The 18,381-nt window shown below is 65.3% G+C and carries 19 protein-coding genes; 8 read left to right on the forward strand and 11 right to left on the reverse strand.

What is annotated here, in order from left to right; all coding sequences use genetic code 11:
• Positions 1 to 33: 33 nt before the first annotated feature.
• The 4 genes from lon to tig all read right to left on the reverse strand — a co-directional run bounded on the left by lon (position 34) and on the right by tig (position 6,231).
• Entirely contained in the window at positions 34 to 2,457 is a 2,424-nt protein-coding gene (gene lon / locus BCEP18194_RS16175; RefSeq protein WP_011352361.1) for an endopeptidase La, read from the reverse strand.
• A gap of 197 nt (positions 2,458 to 2,654) precedes the next feature.
• Positions 2,655 to 3,926 carry an ATP-dependent Clp protease ATP-binding subunit ClpX gene (gene clpX, locus BCEP18194_RS16180; protein ID WP_006489345.1) on the reverse strand — a complete coding sequence of 424 codons (1,272 nt, stop codon included), beginning with the start codon at positions 3,924 to 3,926 and terminating at the stop codon, positions 2,655 to 2,657.
• A 164-nt stretch (positions 3,927 to 4,090) separates the two neighbouring features.
• Positions 4,091 to 4,744, reverse strand: coding sequence for an ATP-dependent Clp endopeptidase proteolytic subunit ClpP (gene clpP / locus BCEP18194_RS16185; protein ID WP_010092137.1), 654 nt, complete (start codon positions 4,742 to 4,744; stop codon positions 4,091 to 4,093).
• A gap of 140 nt (positions 4,745 to 4,884) precedes the next feature.
• Positions 4,885 to 6,231 carry a trigger factor gene (gene tig / locus BCEP18194_RS16190; protein ID WP_011352362.1) on the reverse strand — a complete coding sequence of 449 codons (1,347 nt, stop codon included), beginning with the start codon at positions 6,229 to 6,231 and terminating at the stop codon, positions 4,885 to 4,887.
• A gap of 388 nt (positions 6,232 to 6,619) precedes the next feature.
• On the opposite strand from tig, the gene BCEP18194_RS16195 reads away from it, so the two are divergent.
• On the forward strand, positions 6,620 to 7,765 hold the full coding sequence (locus tag BCEP18194_RS16195; protein WP_011352363.1) for a glycerate kinase: 1,146 nt from the start codon (positions 6,620 to 6,622) through the stop codon (positions 7,763 to 7,765).
• A 62-nt stretch (positions 7,766 to 7,827) separates the two neighbouring features.
• Complete coding sequence (locus tag BCEP18194_RS16200; protein ID WP_011352364.1) at positions 7,828 to 8,277, forward strand: MarR family winged helix-turn-helix transcriptional regulator; 450 nt, start codon at positions 7,828 to 7,830, stop codon at positions 8,275 to 8,277.
• 174 nt (positions 8,278 to 8,451) lie between these two features.
• Here the strand turns inward: BCEP18194_RS16200 and BCEP18194_RS16205 are convergent, their stop codons facing one another.
• Positions 8,452 to 9,450, reverse strand: coding sequence for a 2-dehydropantoate 2-reductase (locus BCEP18194_RS16205; RefSeq protein ID WP_011352365.1), 999 nt, complete (start codon positions 9,448 to 9,450; stop codon positions 8,452 to 8,454).
• A 99-nt stretch (positions 9,451 to 9,549) separates the two neighbouring features.
• Positions 9,550 to 10,695 (reverse strand): helix-turn-helix transcriptional regulator, encoded by a 1,146-nt coding sequence (locus BCEP18194_RS16210; protein WP_011352366.1) that lies wholly within the window; start codon positions 10,693 to 10,695, stop codon positions 9,550 to 9,552.
• Positions 10,696 to 10,997: 302 nt separating this feature from the next.
• Between BCEP18194_RS16210 and BCEP18194_RS16220 the strand changes: the two genes are divergently transcribed.
• From BCEP18194_RS16220 to BCEP18194_RS16235, 4 genes are all read left to right on the forward strand, one after another.
• On the forward strand, positions 10,998 to 12,044 hold the full coding sequence (locus tag BCEP18194_RS16220; RefSeq protein ID WP_011352367.1) for a porin: 1,047 nt from the start codon (positions 10,998 to 11,000) through the stop codon (positions 12,042 to 12,044).
• Positions 12,045 to 12,065: 21 nt separating this feature from the next.
• Positions 12,066 to 13,274, forward strand: coding sequence for an MFS transporter (locus tag BCEP18194_RS16225; protein ID WP_011352368.1), 1,209 nt, complete (start codon positions 12,066 to 12,068; stop codon positions 13,272 to 13,274).
• 16 nt (positions 13,275 to 13,290) lie between these two features.
• Positions 13,291 to 14,400, forward strand: a complete 1,110-nt coding sequence (locus tag BCEP18194_RS16230) for a class II histone deacetylase (protein ID WP_011352369.1) — start codon at positions 13,291 to 13,293, stop codon at positions 14,398 to 14,400.
• Between the two features lie 115 nt (positions 14,401 to 14,515).
• Complete coding sequence (locus BCEP18194_RS16235) at positions 14,516 to 14,746, forward strand: hypothetical protein (RefSeq protein WP_011352370.1); 231 nt, start codon at positions 14,516 to 14,518, stop codon at positions 14,744 to 14,746.
• Positions 14,747 to 14,851: 105 nt separating this feature from the next.
• On the opposite strand, the gene BCEP18194_RS16240 is transcribed toward BCEP18194_RS16235, so the two are convergent.
• Positions 14,852 to 15,148: a hypothetical protein gene (locus tag BCEP18194_RS16240; RefSeq protein WP_041492872.1), complete on the reverse strand. Its 297-nt coding sequence runs from the start codon at positions 15,146 to 15,148 to the stop codon at positions 14,852 to 14,854.
• A gap of 413 nt (positions 15,149 to 15,561) precedes the next feature.
• Between BCEP18194_RS16240 and BCEP18194_RS41675 the strand changes: the two genes are divergently transcribed.
• Both BCEP18194_RS41675 and BCEP18194_RS16245 read left to right on the forward strand, forming a co-directional pair.
• Positions 15,562 to 15,729: a hypothetical protein gene (locus tag BCEP18194_RS41675; protein WP_167316018.1), complete on the forward strand. Its 168-nt coding sequence runs from the start codon at positions 15,562 to 15,564 to the stop codon at positions 15,727 to 15,729.
• Positions 15,730 to 15,799: 70 nt separating this feature from the next.
• Positions 15,800 to 16,120, forward strand: coding sequence for a hypothetical protein (locus BCEP18194_RS16245; protein WP_041492873.1), 321 nt, complete (start codon positions 15,800 to 15,802; stop codon positions 16,118 to 16,120).
• Positions 16,121 to 16,355: 235 nt separating this feature from the next.
• On the opposite strand, the gene BCEP18194_RS16250 is transcribed toward BCEP18194_RS16245, so the two are convergent.
• The 4 genes from BCEP18194_RS16250 to BCEP18194_RS16265 are packed head-to-tail and all read right to left on the reverse strand — an operon-like array spanning position 16,356 to position 18,351.
• Complete coding sequence (locus BCEP18194_RS16250) at positions 16,356 to 16,982, reverse strand: alpha/beta fold hydrolase (RefSeq protein ID WP_011352372.1); 627 nt, start codon at positions 16,980 to 16,982, stop codon at positions 16,356 to 16,358.
• On the reverse strand, positions 16,979 to 17,464 hold the full coding sequence (locus BCEP18194_RS16255; protein WP_157687185.1) for a hypothetical protein: 486 nt from the start codon (positions 17,462 to 17,464) through the stop codon (positions 16,979 to 16,981). The genes BCEP18194_RS16250 and BCEP18194_RS16255 overlap by 4 nt, the downstream gene beginning before the upstream one ends.
• 54 nt (positions 17,465 to 17,518) lie before the next feature.
• Entirely contained in the window at positions 17,519 to 17,713 is a 195-nt protein-coding gene (locus BCEP18194_RS16260; protein WP_041492874.1) for a hypothetical protein, read from the reverse strand.
• Positions 17,714 to 17,715: 2 nt separating this feature from the next.
• The gene (locus BCEP18194_RS16265; protein WP_011352374.1) at positions 17,716 to 18,351 is read right to left on the reverse strand and encodes a hypothetical protein; all 636 of its coding nucleotides are present in this window, start codon (positions 18,349 to 18,351) and stop codon (positions 17,716 to 17,718) included.
• Positions 18,352 to 18,381 lie beyond the last annotated feature (30 nt).

Genomic DNA, 18,381 nt, shown 5'->3' on the forward strand with positions numbered 1-18,381 from the left:
GAACAACCGTCAGGAAGGACGGTGTTCCGATGCTTAGTGCTTGACGAATTCCGTCGAGCCGGCATCCTTCGCCGCATCGGCGACCGGTGCCGCCGCCTTCGCCTCTTCTTCCGGCGGCAGCGGGGTCGGCGAACGCTCGAGCGCGAGTTCCAGCACCTTGTCGATCCAGCGGACCGGCACGATCTCGATCGCGTTCTTCACGTTGTCCGGAATCTCGGCGAGATCCTTCACGTTCTCTTCCGGGATCAGCACGAGCTTGATGCCACCGCGATGCGCTGCGAGCAGCTTCTCCTTCAGGCCGCCGATCGGCAGGACTTCACCACGCAGCGTGATTTCGCCCGTCATCGCGACATCGGCACGCACGGGGATACCCGTCAGCACCGATACCAGCGCGGTCGTCATCGCACCACCGGCAGACGGACCGTCCTTCGGCGTCGCGCCTTCCGGCACGTGGATGTGGATGTCCTGCTTCTCGAACGCTTCGTCCTTGATGCCGAGACGACGCGAACGCGAGCGCACGACCGAACGTGCCGCCTCGACCGACTCCTTCATCACGTCGCCGAGCGAACCCGTACGGATCACGTTGCCCTTGCCCGGCATCACCGCGGCTTCGATCGTCAGCAGATCGCCACCGACTTCCGTCCACGCGAGGCCCGTCACCTGACCGACCTGGTTTTCCTTCGCCGCGAGGCCGAAGTCGTACTTGCGCACGCCGAGGAACGTGTCGAGGTTTTCGCCGTCGACCTTGATCGCGCCCGATGCCTTCTTCAGCAGCAACATCTTCACGACCTTGCGGCAGATCTTCGACACTTCCCGCTCGAGCGAACGCACACCGGCTTCACGCGTGTAGTAGCGGATGATGTCGCGGATCGCCTGCTCGGTGACCTCGATCTCGCCTTCCTTCAGCCCGTTGTTCTTCTTCTGCTTCGGCAGCAGGTAACGCTGGGCGATGCTGACCTTCTCGTCTTCCGTGTAACCCGACAGACGGATCACTTCCATCCGGTCGAGCAGCGGCGGCGGGATGTTCAGCGAGTTCGACGTCGCGACGAACATCACGTCCGACAGGTCGAAGTCGACTTCGATGTAGTGGTCGGCGAACGTGTGGTTCTGTTCCGGATCGAGCACTTCGAGCAGCGCCGACGACGGATCGCCGCGGAAATCCATGCCCATCTTGTCGACTTCGTCGAGCAGGAAGAGCGGATTGCGCACGCCGACCTTCGTGAGGCTCTGCAGGATCTTGCCCGGCATCGAACCGATGTACGTACGGCGGTGGCCGCGGATCTCGGCTTCGTCACGCACGCCGCCGAGCGCCATCCGGACGAACTTGCGGTTCGTCGCACGGGCGATCGACTGGCCGAGCGAGGTCTTGCCGACGCCCGGAGGCCCGACGAGGCACAGGATCGGTGCCTTGACCTTGTCGACGCGCTGCTGGACCGCGAGATACTCGAGGATCCGTTCCTTCACCTTCTCGAGGCCGAAGTGATCCTCGTCAAGCACCTGCTCGGCGTTCGACAGGTCGTTGTTGACCTTGCTCTTCTTGCGCCACGGCAGGCCGATCAGCGTGTCGATGTAGTTGCGCACGACGGTGGCTTCCGCCGACATCGGCGACATCAGCTTCAGCTTCTTCAGCTCGGCGTCGGCCTTCTTCTTCGCTTCCTTCGGCATGCGCGCAGCGTTGATGCGCTTCTCGAGTTCCTCGAGATCGGCACCCTCTTCGCCTTCGCCCAGTTCCTTCTGGATCGCCTTGACCTGTTCGTTCAGGTAGTACTCGCGCTGGCTCTTTTCCATCTGGCGCTTCACGCGCCCGCGGATGCGCTTTTCGACCTGCAGGATGTCGATCTCGGCTTCGAGCTGCGCGAGCAGGTGCTCGAGGCGCTCGATGACCGGGAACATCTCGAGGATGTGCTGCTTCTGGTCGAGTTTCAGCGGCAGGCGCTCGGCGATCATGTCGGCGAGGCGGCCTGCTTCGTCGATGCCCGACAGCGACGTGAGGATCTCCGGCGGGATCTTCTTGTTCAGCTTCACATACTGGTCGAACTGCGACACGATCGCGCGGCGCAGCGCTTCCGTTTCAGCGCTGTCGGCGTGATCGGGCTCGAGCGGCATCACTTCGCAGGAGAATTGCGTTTCCTGCTCTTCGATCGACAACGCCTTCGCGCGCTGCAGGCCCTCGACGAGCACCTTCACGGTGCCGTCCGGCAGCTTCAGCATCTGCAGGATGTTGGCGATACAACCGACCTCGTACATGTCCTTTTCGGTCGGTTCGTCCTTGGCCGCGGTTTTCTGGGCGACGAGCATGATGTGCTTGCCGCCTTCCATCGCTGCTTCGAGGGCCTTGATCGATTTCGGCCGGCCCACGAAGAGCGGAATCACCATGTGCGGGAAAACGACGACATCCCGCAGCGGCAGCAGCGGGAGCGTGATGCGTTCCGGCGGGAGAAGTTGGGTGCCTGACATTTCATTTCCCCATGAGTGGAATCAATTGTTCGGTAATTGAGGCCGCCACAACGAATTGCAAGCCTTCAAGTGCGGGAAATATTCGGTAAGAAAGTAACCACCGCGTGTCGAGTCAGAGTTACCCACAAGATAAACGAAAAAAAGCCGCCCACGGTCTCATGAACGGCCTTTTTCGCAGAACATCGTCGGCAAGCCGGTCAGTTCGAACCCGCCACCTTCGGCGTGTCCTCGTAGATCAGCAAAGGCTTGCCGTCTCCATCGATGACGTTCTCGTCGATGATGACTTTGCTGACCCCTTTCATCGTCGGCAGCTCGTACATCACGTCGAGCAAGGCCTGTTCGATGATCGAACGCAAACCGCGCGCGCCGGTCTTGCGGCGGATCGCCTTGCGGGCGACTGCCTGCAGTGCGCCCGGCCGGATCTCCAGCTCGACGCGCTCCATCGCGAACAGCTTGTGATACTGCTTGACGAGCGCGTTCTTCGGCTCGACCAGGATCTTCATCAGCGCGGCTTCATCGAGCTTGCCGAGCGTCGCGACCACCGGCAGGCGGCCGATCAATTCGGGGATCAGACCGAATTTGATCAGGTCTTCCGGTTCCGTTTCGCGCAGCACTTCGCCCGCGTCGCGTTCCTGCTTGCTCTTGACCGTCGCGCCGAAGCCGATACCGGTTTTCTCGGTACGATCGGTGATCACCTTCTCGAGGCCGTCGAATGCACCGCCGCAGATGAACAGGATGTTGGTCGTGTCGACCTGGATGAAATCCTGGTTCGGATGCTTGCGGCCACCCTGCGGCGGCACCGACGCCATCGTGCCCTCGACGAGCTTCAGCAGTGCCTGCTGGACACCCTCGCCCGACACGTCGCGCGTGATCGACGGGTTGTCCGACTTGCGGCTGATCTTGTCGATTTCGTCGATGTAGACGATCCCGCGCTGGGCCTTGTCGACCTCGTAGTTGCAGTTCTGCAACAGCTTCTGGATGATGTTCTCGACGTCCTCGCCGACGTAGCCGGCTTCGGTCAGCGTCGTCGCATCGGCGATCACGAACGGCACGTTGAGCAACCGCGCGAGCGTCTGCGCGAGCAGCGTCTTGCCGGAGCCCGTCGGGCCGATCAGCAGGATGTTGCTCTTCGACAGCTCGACGTCGTCCTTCTTGTCGAGATGCTTGAGGCGCTTGTAGTGGTTGTACACGGCCACCGCGAGGATCTTCTTCGCGCGCTCCTGGCCGATCACGTACTGATCGAGGATGTCGCGAATTTCCTGCGGGCTCGGGAGATCCGACCGGGACAGGCTGGCCTCGACGCCGGCGGCAGCCGCCTCGTCGCGAATGATTTCGTTGCAGAGGTCGATGCACTCATCGCAGATGAACACCGACGGGCCCGCGATGAGTTTTTTCACCTCATGCTGGCTCTTCCCGCAAAACGAGCAATACAACAGCTTCTCGCTGTTCGAACCTTTTTTGTCCGCCATGAATGTAGAGCCTCCGGACAGGTAAATGACATGATACGCCGAATGCTCCGAGCGCCGCGCCTAGGGCGCGACCGGAGCCGGCTGGATGCGCTTGCCGCAGATGCTCAAGGCGTTCGGGACGTCGCAGGGGCGCCGCACGAATCGGGGCGGCACCCCACTTAAGCTCACGGACGCTTCAACAGCACCTGATCGATCAGCCCGTACGCCTTCGCATCCTCGCTCGACATGAAGTTATCACGGTCGGTGTCGCGCGCGATGCGCTCGACGTCCTGGCCCGTGTGCTGCGCGAGCAACTGGTTCAGCCGCTCCTTCAGGTAGAGGATTTCGCGTGCCTGGATCTCGATGTCGGATGCCTGGCCGCGCGCGCCGCCGAGTGGCTGGTGAATCATCACGCGCGAGTTCGGCAGCGCGAAACGCTTGCCCTTCGCACCCGACGCGAGCAGGAACGCACCCATGCTGGCCGCGAGGCCCATGCACAGCGTCGACACGTCCGGCTTGATGAACTGCATCGTGTCGTAGATCGCCATGCCGGCCGACACCGACCCGCCCGGGCTGTTGATGTACAGGCTGATGTCCTTGTCGGGATTCTCGCTCTCGAGGAACAGCAGCTGCGCAACCACGAGGTTGGCGGTCTGGTCGTTCACTTCGCCGACCATGAACACCAGGCGCTCCTTCAGGAGGCGCGAGTAGATATCGTACGAACGCTCGCCGCGGCCGCTCGTTTCGACGACGATCGGCACCAGCCCCAGCGCTTGCGCCTCGAAACCCTGCGGCGCGTTCGAAGCAAGCATGTCCAGCAATTCAGCGCGAGTGATCATTCAATGAACCTTGTTCGAATGGAAAATTGAACGGAAGGAAGACGCCCGCTCAATCGCCATATTAATGGCAACCGTGCGCTTGACGTAAAAACGGCGTGCGGGCCGTCGCTCCGACAGCCGGCACGCCGCTAGAGCAACACTTACGCTTGCGCCGATGCGCTCGCGAGTGCTTCGAAGCTCACTTCCTTGTCCGTCACCTTCGCCTTGCCCAGCACGAAATCGACGACGTTGCTTTCAACGACGAACGCTTCCATCTCGGCGAGGCGCTGCTGGTTCGAATAATACCAGCGGACCACTTCCTTCGGGTCTTCGTAGCTCTTCGCGAACTCGTCGACTTCCGCGCGGATCTGTTCCGGCTTCGCTTCGAGGCCGTTCGACTTCACCAGCTCGGCCAGCACGAGGCCCAGCTTCACGCGGCGTTCTGCCTGCTCGGTGAACATCTCGGCCGGGATCGGTGCGTCCTTCGCGTTCGGCACGCCGCGCTGCGCCAGATCCTGGCGAGCCATTTCGACGAGGCGTTGCTGATCCTGCTCGATCAGCGCCTTCGGCACGTCGAGTTCGGAGATCTTCAGCAGCGCGTCCATCACCTGGTTCTTGACGATCGACTGCGTGCGGCGCTTCGCTTCACGCTCGAGGTTGTCCTTGATCTCGCCGCGCATCTTCGTGAGATCGCCGTCTTCGATGCCGAGCGACTTCGCGAATTCACCGTCGATTTCCGGCAGGTGCGGCCACTCGATCTTCTTCATCGTGACCGTGAATTGCGCCGTCTTGCCCGCGACGTCCTTGCCGTGGTAGTCCTCCGGGAACGCCAGGTCGAACGTGCGCGATTCACCGACCTTCAGGCCCAGTGCCGCGGTTTCGAATTCCGGCAGCATGCGGCCTTCGCCGAGCACGAACGGGAAATCTTCAGCCGTGCCGCCCTGGAACGCGACGTCGTCGATCTTGCCGACGAAGTCGACCGTCACGCGGTCGCCGTTCTTGGCTGCCGTGTCCGCACCGCCGTCGCCGTGTTCGCCGGCTTCGCCGCGTGCGTGGAAGTGCACGCGCTGCTTGCGCAGGATGTCCAGCGTACGGTCGATTTCGGCGTCGCCGATCGACGTCGTCGAGCGCTCGACTTCAGCCGTCGCCAGATCGCCGATCTTGACTTCCGGGTAGACCTCGAACGTCGCGTCGAACGCGTATGCACCTTCAGCCTGCTCCTGCTTCGGCTCGAAGCTCGGCTGGCCAGCGACGCGCAGGTTTTCCGCGCGGCTGATCGTGAAGAATTCCTGGCCGATCTTGTCGCTCAGCACTTCTGCTTCGACCTGACCCGCGTACTGTTGCGCGACCATCTTCACCGGCACCTTGCCCGGGCGGAAACCCGGCATGCGCACGGTCTTCGCGAGTTTCTGGATACGGGCGTCGATTTCCTTCTGCACGGTGTCTTTCGGCAGGGAAATCGTCACGCGGCGTTCAAGCTTGCCGAGGTTCTCAACAACGTTAGCCATGGCTTCAATCGTCCTAAAATTATTCGAGCGAATCGGGTTTTCCTTGCCGTGCCTGCCTGCGGCGTGATGTGCGTCACATCCACTCGCCGCGCCGGAGCGCCACGCCATCCCTGCACGCGCCGGATGGCTAGCGCAAGCGGCTCGGAGCACGGCTTTGGCCGGAAGAATCGACTATTCTAGCAAACAATTTTCATCACACCGCCAGATCGGCGCGACGCGCACGCGTCTGCACCGCCTCGACAGCCCTCTGCACGGCAATGCACGCGGATCGCCGCTATGCCGAACGCCGTATCCACCACGGGCCCGCCATCCTGTAAGCTCCGATTGAGGGTAGGCCGCCGTCGCGACCCCAATATTCTTCACACCAATCACGCCTTCCGGAGACACCATGCCGCAACACCCGTCCGCGCCTGTCGTCGTCATCGCGCCCGATTCGTTCAAAGGCTCGCTTTCCGCCGAGCAGGTCGCGGACGCGATCGCCACCGGCATCCGCCGCGCCCGCCCCGACGCTGTCGTGCGCTGCTGCCCGATGGCCGACGGCGGCGAAGGCACGCTCGACGCGATGCTGGCGGGCGGCGGTACGCAGCGCGCGCTGCGGGTGGCCGGCGCGTCGCTCGCGGCACGCGACGCGGCGGTCGGCGTGATCGACGCGCGCACCGCGATCGTCGAGACGGCCGAGATCGTCGGCATTACGGATCCGGTCGGCATGAGCGTGCCGGTCGACGCACGCAGCACGCGCGGGATGGGCGAGGCGATCCGCACGCTGCTCGACGAAGGCGTGCGCCGCTTCTTCGTCGCGCTCGGCGGCAGCAGCACCAACGACGCAGGCGCCGGGCTGCTCGCGGGCCTCGGCCTGCAGTGCTTCGACGCGGCCGGCCAGCCGGTCGAGCCCGTGCCGTCGCGGCTCGCCGACATCGCACACATCGACGCGTCGGGGCTCGACCCGCGCCTGAAGGAAACGGAATTCATCGGCATGTCCGACGTCGACAACCCGCTGACGGGCACGCACGGCGCGACCGCCGTGTTCGGCCCGCAAAAGGGCGTGACGCCCGAGCAGGTTGCGACCCTCGACGCGGCCCTCGCCCGCTTCGCCGACCTGCTCGAAGCCGCGCTCGACCGTCGCAGCCGCGACCTGCCGGGCGCAGGCGCCGCGGGTGGCCTCGGTTTCGCGTTGCACATGCTCGGCGCGCAGTTCGAAGCAGGCGCCGAAGTGGTCGCGCGGCAGGTCGGCCTTGACGCCGCGCTCGCCGGCGCCGACTGGCTGATCACCGGCGAAGGCCGCTCGGACGTACAGACGCTGCACGGCAAGGCGCCGTTCATCGCGTGCCGCCACGCGCAGGCCGCCGGCGTGCCCGCGTCGCTGCTGTCGGGCGCCGTCGACCCGGCTGCGCTGCCGCGCCTGTCCGAACATTTTTCCGGCTGCTTCTCGCCGGCTCCCGGGCCGATCACGCTCGACGTCGCGATCCGCGACGCGGCCAATCTGCTCGCGAACGAAGCGGAGCAATTGACACGCCTGAAGTACGGCGCACACTGACCGTTGACCCGAGCGCGCGATACAGGAACAATCGGGCCCGCCCTTTTTCTTCAGGATTCGACATGAAAGGCCGTCAAGCCGGGCTCGATCAGTTTCTGACCTATCGCCTCCACGCGCTCACGAAGCGATCCGACCGCGGGATCGGTGAGATGTACCGGCACAAGCTCGACATCTCGCTGCCCGAGGCACGCGTGATCGCCGCCGTCGGCGCCTTCGGCCCGTTCTCGATCATGGATCTCGCGCGCCACACCAATCTCGACAAGAGCCAGGCGAGCCGGGCAGCCGAGGCGCTGCTGCGCCAGGGGCTGCTCGAACGCAGCGCAAGCGAGGAGGATGGCCGGATCGTGCTGATCGCGCTGACCGCCGACGGCCGCGCGCTGCATCGCAAGATCATGCCGATCGTGCGCAAGTGGAACGACGGCTTGCTCGCGTGCCTGTCCGACAGCGAACGCCAGACGTTCGAACGGCTGCTCGACAAGGTCGTCGCACACGCGACCGAGCGGGACGACTGAGCGGCAGCACGGGCACGGTGCCCGCAGTATTGATCCGACGAATTCGACGGGCCGCCCCGGTCGCCTCACCAGCGACGCGGGCGGCCCGCTTTGCGTCATACGGCGCTACGCGTTGAAAGCGGATCGCAGCGCTTCGCCTCACCGGCGTCGCGCATGCAGCGGCCCCGCCCGTGCTTATAACCCGCTGTTCGCCGCGCGCTGCCGGAGCAGCCCGAGCACCGCGTCGCAATACGGGGTCGGCACGCCGAGCTTGCGCCCGAGTTCGGGAAACACGCCGAGGATCGGCCCGATCTCGAGCGCGCGCCCCGCTTCGAAATCCTGCAGCATCGACGTCTTGAACGCGCCGAGCTTGCGCGTGACCGCGATCCGCTCGGGCCCGCTCATCCCCGTCGACAGGCCGAGCTTCGCGCCGATCGCGGCCGCCTCCTCCATCATCCGCAGCGCGAGATCCTGCGTGAACGGATCGTCGAGCAGCTGCTCGGCCGTCGACCCCGTCAGCGCGCTCAGCGGATTCATGTTCATGTTGCCCCACAGCTTCGTCCAGATCTCGGTCCGGACCGCAGGCGTCGACTCGACATCGAAACCACCCGCCGCCAGCGCCGCGGCGAAGCGCGCCGTGGCAACATCGAGCCGCGCATCGGGCGCACCGACGATCAGCCGGTTGCCGCGCCCGCGGCGCACGATGCCCGGCGCGTCGGTGCTCGACGACAGGTGCACGACGCAACCGATCGCCTGCGCGGGCGGCAATGCCGCCGACACCGCGCCGGCCGGATCGACCGCATCGAGCGGCACGCCGTCCAGCGCCCCTTCGAGCCCGTGCGTGAACCACCACGGCAGCCCGTTCATCGCCGCGACGATCACGGTATCCGGCCCGACCAGCGGCGCGATGCGCGCGGCCAGCGCCGGCAGCGCCTGCGCCTTCAGCGCGATCACCACGTAGTCCTGCACGCCGAGCGCGGCCGCATCGTCGCTCGCCCGCACCGGAACCGACGATGTGACGCCCGCCTCGTCGATTACACGCACGCCGTGCGTGTTCAACGCGTCGAGCGTCGCGCCGCGCGCATACGCGCTCACGGTCATGCCGGCCCGCGACAACGCGGCCGCGAGCAACCCGCCGATCGCGCCGACCCCGACCACCGCCGCGCGCACCGACCCTGAATTCGTGTCGTTCATGATGGAATTCCGTCTCCTGGGAGCTGACGAGCATAACGCTCAATGGTTGCGGGCACAACCATTCACGCGACCGCGTGCAACGCGCGGCGGTCGTGCGACTCAGCGCGGCTCGCCACCCGCTTCCACCGGCTCGTCGTCGGCCGCGCCGCCCGTCGCGCCGAGCACGCCGGCGATCTGGCTCTTGTCGTGCATGCCGAGCTTGCGGTACGCGCAGCGCAGGTAGTGGCGCACGGTCGTCGGCGAAATCGCCATCTGTTGCGCGACTTCCTTGTGCGAACGCCCCGCGCCGTAATAGCGGATCGCCGCAAGCTCGCGCGGGCTCAGGCGGTCGAGCAGCGAGCGCGGCCGCGCCTCGATCTGGAACAGCCCCGCAACCGGCACGCACTGGATCCGCAGCGCATCGCCGACGAACGGCTGGCCCGACTGGCGCCGCAGGTGCGCGACGAGCGGCTCCGGCACGCGGGCACCGGCCCATGCCGGCCATTCGGTACGCAGCACGTCGTCGAAACCGTGATCGGCGTGGTGAAGCACGCCGAAGTTGTCGCACAGTGCGCGCGCCGCCGGCGCCACCGTATCGCTGCGTTCGCGCGTGAGCTGCGCGGCGCGATTGATCGTCAGCGCCGCCGCGAGATGCGGAATCACTTCCTCGAAACGGCGTGCATCGTCGTCGCTGAACGGGCGATTCAGGCCCTGGCGGTAGATCGACATGAACGTCGTCAGGCCGAACCGGCGATCGAGCGTGCACACGCACATCAGCTGCGCGAGCCCGTACTTCACGCACCAGTCGCGAAACCGGGCATCGAGCCCCGGCTCGACGACCGACAACCGCACCGCGTGGCCGTGCGCGCCGCGCAGCGTGCGGTGCGCAAGCGGGTCGCAATCGCGCACGCGCTTCCAGTCGCTGAAGAACGCGTGCGGCAGACGGTACAGGAAGCTGTTGTGCATCACCGGGCCAGTCGGCACATGAGTCGCGACGCCTGTCCATGCGGCGTCGAACGGAATGAGCGCCTGCAGCAGCGAAAAGAACCGGTATTCGAATTCGCCGATGCCGGACCGTGCGGCAACCGCGTACAGGTCGAGCAGCATCAGCCCGAGTTCGCGCTGCGATGCGTCGCCGCGCGTCACGCCGTCGAAATCGGCGCGCCGGGACGGCAGCGGCGGCCAGGCGAAATCGTCGAGCACGATGGCGGCCGGCACGTCGCGCAGCGCATCGAGATCCTGCCCGAAATCCGTCGTGATCCTCACCTTCCGCTCCCCTGCCCGATCGGGCTGCTGATGTGCGCAACGACACCGGCCGATTATAGCGATCGGCTTTTTTGACGGGCCACGGTGCCGGAACGGGCGCCAGCCCCATCCATTTGAACGGTGCACGGCACGTTGCTGCTTCGCAGCACGCCGCGTCACGGCAGCCCGCCGCGTGCATGCCGCGCACCGCGGGTTTTCCACACCGTTCATCTGTACGACTGTTCGAAGGTTTTCCCGCTGCGGACACTGCGTCGCGACAACACCAACGACAAACCGATGCAGGACGGTATGGAGAACCCCACGTGACGAAACCCCGCTTCATCCGCACGGCCACGGCCGTCGCGACACTTGCCGCGTGCAGCGTTGCCGCGCACGCGCAGTCGAGTCTCACGCTATACGGTGCGCTCGACGCCGGCGTGCAATACCTGACGCACGCCGACGGGCGCCACTCGGCCGTGCAGTTGCAGAACTACGGCATCCTGCCTTCGCAGGTCGGGCTGAAAGGCCACGAGGATCTCGGCGGCGGCTGGCGCGCGCTGTTCAAGCTCGAACAGGGCCTCAACCTCAACAACGGCACCGCGACCGTGCCCGGCTATGCATTCTTTCGCGGCGCCTACGTCGGCATCGCCGGGCCCGTCGGCACCGTCACGCTCGGCCGGCAGTTCAGCGTGCTGTTCGACAAGACGCTGTTTTACGACCCGCTCTGGTACGCGTCGTACAGCGGCCAGGGCGTCATCGTGCCGATGAACGCGAACTTCATCGACAACTCGGTCAAGTACCAGTCGCCGACGTTCGCCGGCTTCGACGTGGAGGCGCTTGCCGCGACGTCCGGCGTCGCCGGCAATACGCGCGCCGGACGCGTGCTCGAACTCGGCGGCCAATACACGAGCAACGGCCTGTCGGTCAGCGCGGTGCTGCATCAGTCACATGGCGATGTTTCGGCGGCCGACAACACGTCGGCGCGCCGCCGCGAACTCGGCACGCTCGCCGCGCGCTATGCGTTCGCCACATTGCCGCTCACCGTCTATGCGGGGGTCGAACGCCTGACCGGCGACCTCGACGCGGCACGCACGATCGTCTGGGGCGGTGCGCGCTACCAGATGTCGAGCGAGATCGGCCTGAACGCGGGCGTCTATCACACCGATTCGCGCACGCCGGCGATCGGCCACCCGACGCTGTTCATCGCGAGCACCACGTACGCGCTGTCGAAACGCACCGTCGCCTACGTGAACCTCGGCTACGCGCGCAACAGCGGCCAGAGTTCCCAGACCGTCTACGAATACGACCCGACGCCGCTCGCCGGCGCATCGCAGTTCGGCGCGATGGTCGGCATGTACCACCTGTTCTGATTTCCCACACGAGATCCCGCCATGAAAACCCTTTCTACGGATGCCGCACTCCCGCCAGACGGCCGTGCATCGACCTTCGCGCGCTCGACGCTCGTCGCGCTCGTCGTGTTCGCGGCCATCACGCCGCTGCTGCTGCTCGTGGCACCCGCCGTCGCGGGCCAGCTCGCGATGCAGCTCGGGTTGTCCGCGTCGCAGATCGGCACCTACTTCTTCGTCGAGCTCGGTGCGTTCAGCCTCGCGACCGTGCCGTCGTACCTGTGGCTCGGCCGGGTCGATGCGCGCCGCGTCGCCGCGCTCGCCATCGCGCTGTTCGGCGCGGGCAACCTGCTGACCGCGCTGTGGATGCCGGGCTTCGTCGCGCTGCTCGCGCTGCGCGCCGTCACCGCGCTCGGCGGCGGCTCGCTGATGGTGCTCTGCATGACGAGCGCCGCGACGAGCGAGAACAGCGACCGCGTGTACGGCCTGTGGGTCGTCGGCCAGTTGATCGCGGGCGCGATCGGCCTGTTCGTGCTGCCGCATGTGTTCGCGGCGTTCGGGCTGCGCGCGCTGTATGTCGCGCTCGCCGCGCTCGCACTGCTCGCGGCGCCGCTGTCGCGCGGCTTTCCGTCCTCGCTGGGCGCACGAACCGCACCCGCGCAGAACGCACGCGGCGCGGCGGCGCCTGCGCCGCAAAGTTTCGTCGTGCTCGCGATCGGCGCGGTGCTGACGTTCTATCTCGCGATCGGCAGCGTGTGGACGTTCGCAAGCCGCGCCGCGACCGAAGCCGGGCTCGATCCGCAGTCGACCGGCAACGTACTCGCGATCGCGAGCGTGATGGGCATCGCCGGTGCGGCGCTCGCGTCGTGCGCGGGCGGCAGGCTCGCCCGGCGCGCGATGCTCGCGGCCGGTTACGCGCTGCTGGCGGCCTCGCTCGTCGCGCTCGCGGTGATGCGACACGCCGGCGGCTACAGCGCTGCGATCTTCGCGTTCAAGTTTGCGTGGACGTTCGTACTGCCGTTCATCCTCGCGACCGTCGCGCAGATCGACACGTCGGGCCGCCTCGTGGCCACACTCAATTTCGTGATCGGCGCCGGCCTCGCGGCCGGCCCGCTGCTCGCCGGACTGATGCTCGACGCCGGCGGCACGATGCGCGTGCTGTTCACGGCCGCGACGGCCGTCGCGATCGTGTCGTTCGCCGCGCTGCGCCACATCGATCGCCGCACGCGCCCCTCCGTTTCCACCCAACCGTGACAGGTCACGCACATCCATGAATCGCACTGCCTTCTTCACCGACGAACGCACTTTCTGGCATACCGGCGGCACGCACGCGCTGTTCTTCCCGGTCGGCGGCTGGGTCCAGCCGCCGTCGAGCGCGGGCTACGCGGAATCGCCCGATTCGAAACGCCGTTTCCTGTCGCTCGTGCAGGCCTCGGGCCTGGCCGCGCAACTCGACCTGCGCGGCGCCGAGCCGGCCTCGACCACCGACCTGTTGCGCATTCACCCTGCGCACTATCTCGACGCGTTCCGCGCACTCAGCGATGCGAACGGCGGCGACCTCGGCGATCTCGCGCCGTTCGGCAAGGGTAGCTACGAGATCGCCGCGCTGTCCGCCGGCCTCGCGATCACGGCCGTCGATACGGTGCTCGGCGAACGTGCGGCGAACGCTTTCTCACTGTCGCGGCCACCCGGCCATCACTGCCTGCGCGACCGCCCGATGGGCTTCTGCCTGCTGGCGAACATTCCGATCGCGATCGAAGCCGCGCGCGCGAAACACGGCATCGAGCGCATCGCGGTGATCGATTGGGACGTGCATCACGGCAACGGCACGCAGTCGATCTACTACGACGATCCGGACACGCTGACGATCTCGCTGCATCAGGATCGTTGCTTCCCGCCCGGCTACAGCGGCGCGGACGACCGCGGCGAAGGCGCTGGCGCGGGCGCGAACCTGAACGTGCCGCTGCTCGCGGGCAGCGGCGACGATGCATATCGCTACGCATTCGAGCGGATCGTGCTGCCGGCGCTGGAGCGTTTCCGGCCCGAGCTCATCGTCATCGCGAGCGGCCTCGACGCGAGCGCGGTCGATCCGCTCGCGCGCATGCAACTGCATACCGACAGCTACCGGTTCATGACGCGTGCGGTGAAGGAGGCCGCGCAACGCCATTGCGGTGGGCGCCTCGTGATCGTTCACGAAGGCGGCTATTCGGAAGCGTATGTGCCATTCTGCGGGCTCGCGATCGTCGAGGAACTGGCGGGTGTTCGCACCGACGTCGCCGATCCGATGCTCGACCTCGCGATCGCGCAGCAGCCGGGCGAGCGGTTCGTCGCGTTCCAGCGCGAACTGCTCGACGAACTGGCGGCGTCGTTCGGGTTATAGCGCGCGCCGGGAGACGCGACGAAGGGTCGGCCTGAGCCGGCCCTCTTGCGCGATCGGAGCGAATGGGGTTTCCTGTGCTTTTACCCCCGTTCCGGCGCAAAGCCCCACTCTTCCGATGAAATCGTCCCCGCGCGATAACAATGACGATGCCAAGACGCGCCGCCAGCCTTCGAAGCTGGTCCTGAACATCGCCGCCGTGACGGTCGGCCTCATCACGTTCGCGATCGGCGCGGCGTGGGTGATCTATAGCTGGGTCGTCGATCGCGAAGCGCAGTATTTCGCGATCCCGCTGGTGTTCTCGGTGCCGGTGATCGTCGCGGTCGCGATCCGGAGTTTCTGGGAATAGGCGCGCCTGACATGACGAAGCGCCGCGGGTCGGGCGACGCGCGGCGCTGGGTGTCTGGCTTGTTTCAGATGAAGCGGGGATTCCCGCGGTTCGCTTGCGGGCCGGTCACAGGCCCGGACGCGCACACGGATTGGGGGCTGCGCCCTGATATCCGCCTGTGACGGCGCCCAGCGCGGTGCCGGCCAGCGACGTGCCGAGCGCTTTCAGCACGTTTTCCGTCGATAATGTCTCGCCGCTCGACATCACGCGCCCTGAATACGCAGAGCACGCCGACGACGTCGATGCCACCGTCTGCACGGGCCTGGCGCTCCACGCAATGTTCTCGGCAGGCGTATTGGCAAAAGCCGGCGCGACCAGCATCAGTGCCAGTACGGAAATCGGAATGCGTACGGTGTGTTTCATCGGTGGTCCTCGGCGCAATTGTGTTTCTAATTTGAGCGGTGAACACGATATTACCCGCAGCACGAATATTCGCGCACCGCTTGCCCAGGCTCGTGCGCCCGGAAAAGCACCGACATCAACAAAAAAGCGCTGCGGCCAATCGACCGACAGCGCTTTTTGGTGAACGGCCCCTGTCAGAGGCGCATTCGACTTCTGGTGTGAGGCCGACATCACACCGGGAGCATAAATGATTGTTATAAAACAACATTCTTGAGTTCGAGTTTTCCGAATGCCCCCGGATGTGCCCCCTTGATGATTTCACTGAGGTGGACGCTTGGACCGGAAATCGTTATCTCCCGATCCGCTCGCCTGTATCTTTCGCGCAACAGGCTAAAATTGGTGACCGCACGCCAGTTATCTATCGGGGACGCATAATGGACGAGCAGACCGCACGAACCATTCTTCGCCAGGCCGACGGGCGCATTGATTGGAATAACGCCCGCGATTGCCCTGCGTGGTATCTAAGCAAGATCTATCTCGACGGACGATTTACTGCAGACGAGTTGCGAGCAATCATCGAGTTTGAGCGAAAGGTAAAATAAGCTACGCAAAGATACATCTGCCCCAGCGCCTTACAAGTTCGTCGTTCCCTACATTAACAAAGACACCAATATGAACCAGACCTACGATCCCTCAGAGTACCGAATCACCTTGGAAGTCGACCCGCGTCTCCCGCTCGAAGCGCAAATTGATTCCATGTTTAAGCGCTTTGCCGAAGCGGAATGGGGCCCGGGGAGCAGCATCACATACACGACTCCGATGCACATCGATACGGGAAACAACTACACGTCTGTTGTACAGCTCCGCTCCTTATTCCCTCACATCACAAAGATGAAGGAAGAAGGCTGGGTCGATATTGTTGACAATGTAGTCATTTTGACCAAGCTCGGATATGACGAAGCCCAGACCCGCTACGGGGAAAGCAAAAAATAAGGGCTTCAGCCGTCTTGTAATCCACGGCTCAGGGCGTGCCGTCGGCAACCGTCGCGCTCGCCCGGCATCAGCTACGCCTGATTTTGCCGGACGAGGCCCGGCTCGCCGCGGATTGACTGCGCGTTAATCACGCGCGAGTTGGGCCCCAACATATTCCAAATGCGATGGCCTCGCGCGTTGGCACGTACGGCCAACGCAACTCCCTGCGAAGGCGCGATGACGCGATTCGCTGCCGTCAGCGTATCGTAGCCTCGCTCCCACTGCTCGCCGGCGATTCGATTTCAGGGAGCGCCATAATCACCCGCGCAATCGCATGATCGGTCACGTTTGGGAAAGGTAAGGCCGCATGGCCGATCGGCTGGATCGCGCCGGCGTGATGCCAGTCGGGCGGCAAGTCTGGAACGATGTCGTTCCCGTTCTTGAATAGATGCAGCGGCACCTTCCCGAGCATCGCCGCCACGCTCCCGTTTGTGCTCACCCTTGGCGGCTCGAAGCCGTAGACGGCCGCTGGCGGCTTGCCGCCGACCACCATAGCCGCGGCGGCTATGATCGCGATCGCGGCGCCGAGCGAGTGCCCGACGAGCGTCACCGGCCGACCGTCGATCGCAGCGAGCACGTCGACGGCGATTGCGCCCCATGCTTTCCAGAACCCGTGGTGCACGTGCCCGATGCCGATCACGTCGATCGGATGGGCGTACAGATCGGTGGCGACGCAGTCGAGGTTGTCGGTGCCCGGAAAGGCAACGACCAGGCCGGCTGCCGTCTGGCGCACGATGGCGCGCGAGGCGCTGTCCGCCTTGCCGATGTCCGGCTTGGCGGAATACGCCTCCTGCGCGAGCAGGGCGTAATCGCGCGGAGTCATTGCAGCGGGGCGCCCGCGAGCGGCGTCGATACGGCGGCCGGCGCGGCCGGAGCCGCCTTCGCTGCCTGCAGTGCGCTCTCGTACCTGCCGACCAGATTCGCAGCGAGTTCGGCTGCGGCGAAACCGGTCTGGATGGCCGCTTGAGTGGCGGGCGGCAGCGGCAGCGCCGCAACGACGCCGGCGATCGCCGAAATTCCCTGCGTGATCAGCGCCTGAACGCTGGTCGACGTGATCGTCGCGCCCGCGGCACAAACGCCATTGACGATCGGCTTGACGGTCGTCTCGATCGTGGCATTCGCCGAGGCGGCAGCGGGCAATGTCGGCGCCATGGCCGCATTGAACGCCGTGATCTGGGTGATCGCGCTGTTGGTAGCCGGGCACAAGACTGCAGCGACCTGTGCCGGCGATTGGTGAATGCTGCCGAGCGACTGACAACCAGCAACGAGGAAAGCGGACGCGGCAATGCCTGCCGCGAGCAGCATGAACTTCTTCATGGAGGATCCTTCAGGAGTGGTGCCGCGGCGCGCGGCAGGTGGTTATTGCGGTGTGGCGGCTTGCGGAAAAAAACGATCGACGATGGCATGACCGATCGTGATCAGCCCTGCAGCGATTTGCAGTTGTGCATCGAGCGGGATCTTCACACCCATCGCGGATGCGGCCCAATCGATGAGCGGGACGAACGACGACGCGGTGAACGTGACAGCGCCGGTTTGCAGAATGGATCTCGGCATAGCTACTCCTTCTTGGACTGGACGAGCTCGTCCGGGGTGAAGACGAACCCGGCCTTGCGCGGGAACGCCTGGAATACGTAGGTCGGGAACGACCGGTGATGGATGCCATGCGTCGGCGACCGATGAAACTTCGCCGAGAGCGGCAGCATGTTCACCATCGCGTCGACGAAGGTCTCGGGCTTCGCCGGGTCGAACGCATGCCAGTCGAAGCCGCGCAGCTCGACCAGCTTGCAGATGAGCCAGATGAAGGATTCCTCGGCGGGATACAGTTCCTTCGTCGGCTGGTCGGTCTCGGGATCGAGCACGGGGATTTCCTTGATCTGACCGAGCGCGATGCCGCGCACGGTCGCCCAGTCGACGCCATCGGAATCCGCCCACGCGCAAAACAGGTGGTGATACTCGGGTGCGGGCTGACCGCTGATCGAGCAGCGCAGGCCGGCCGCGTGCCCGACCTTCTTCGTGTGGCGGAACGTCGCCGACTCGGTGCGCGGAGCAGCGTGGTCCGGGTAATACTCGATCTCGACGTCTGTCACGCGTACGGCATGCTCGCCGGCGATCTTCGGGAGGCTCGCGAGCCCCTCGGCCGTGCACTTCTCGCAGCGCTGCTCGAGCGCGACGTCATGGCTGCATCGGGTCATGTCTTGTTCCAAAAACGAAAAAGCCCGGCG

The sequence above is a fragment of the Burkholderia lata genome, assembly GCF_000012945.1.
In the GTDB taxonomy this organism is placed as follows: domain Bacteria; phylum Pseudomonadota; class Gammaproteobacteria; order Burkholderiales; family Burkholderiaceae; genus Burkholderia; species Burkholderia lata.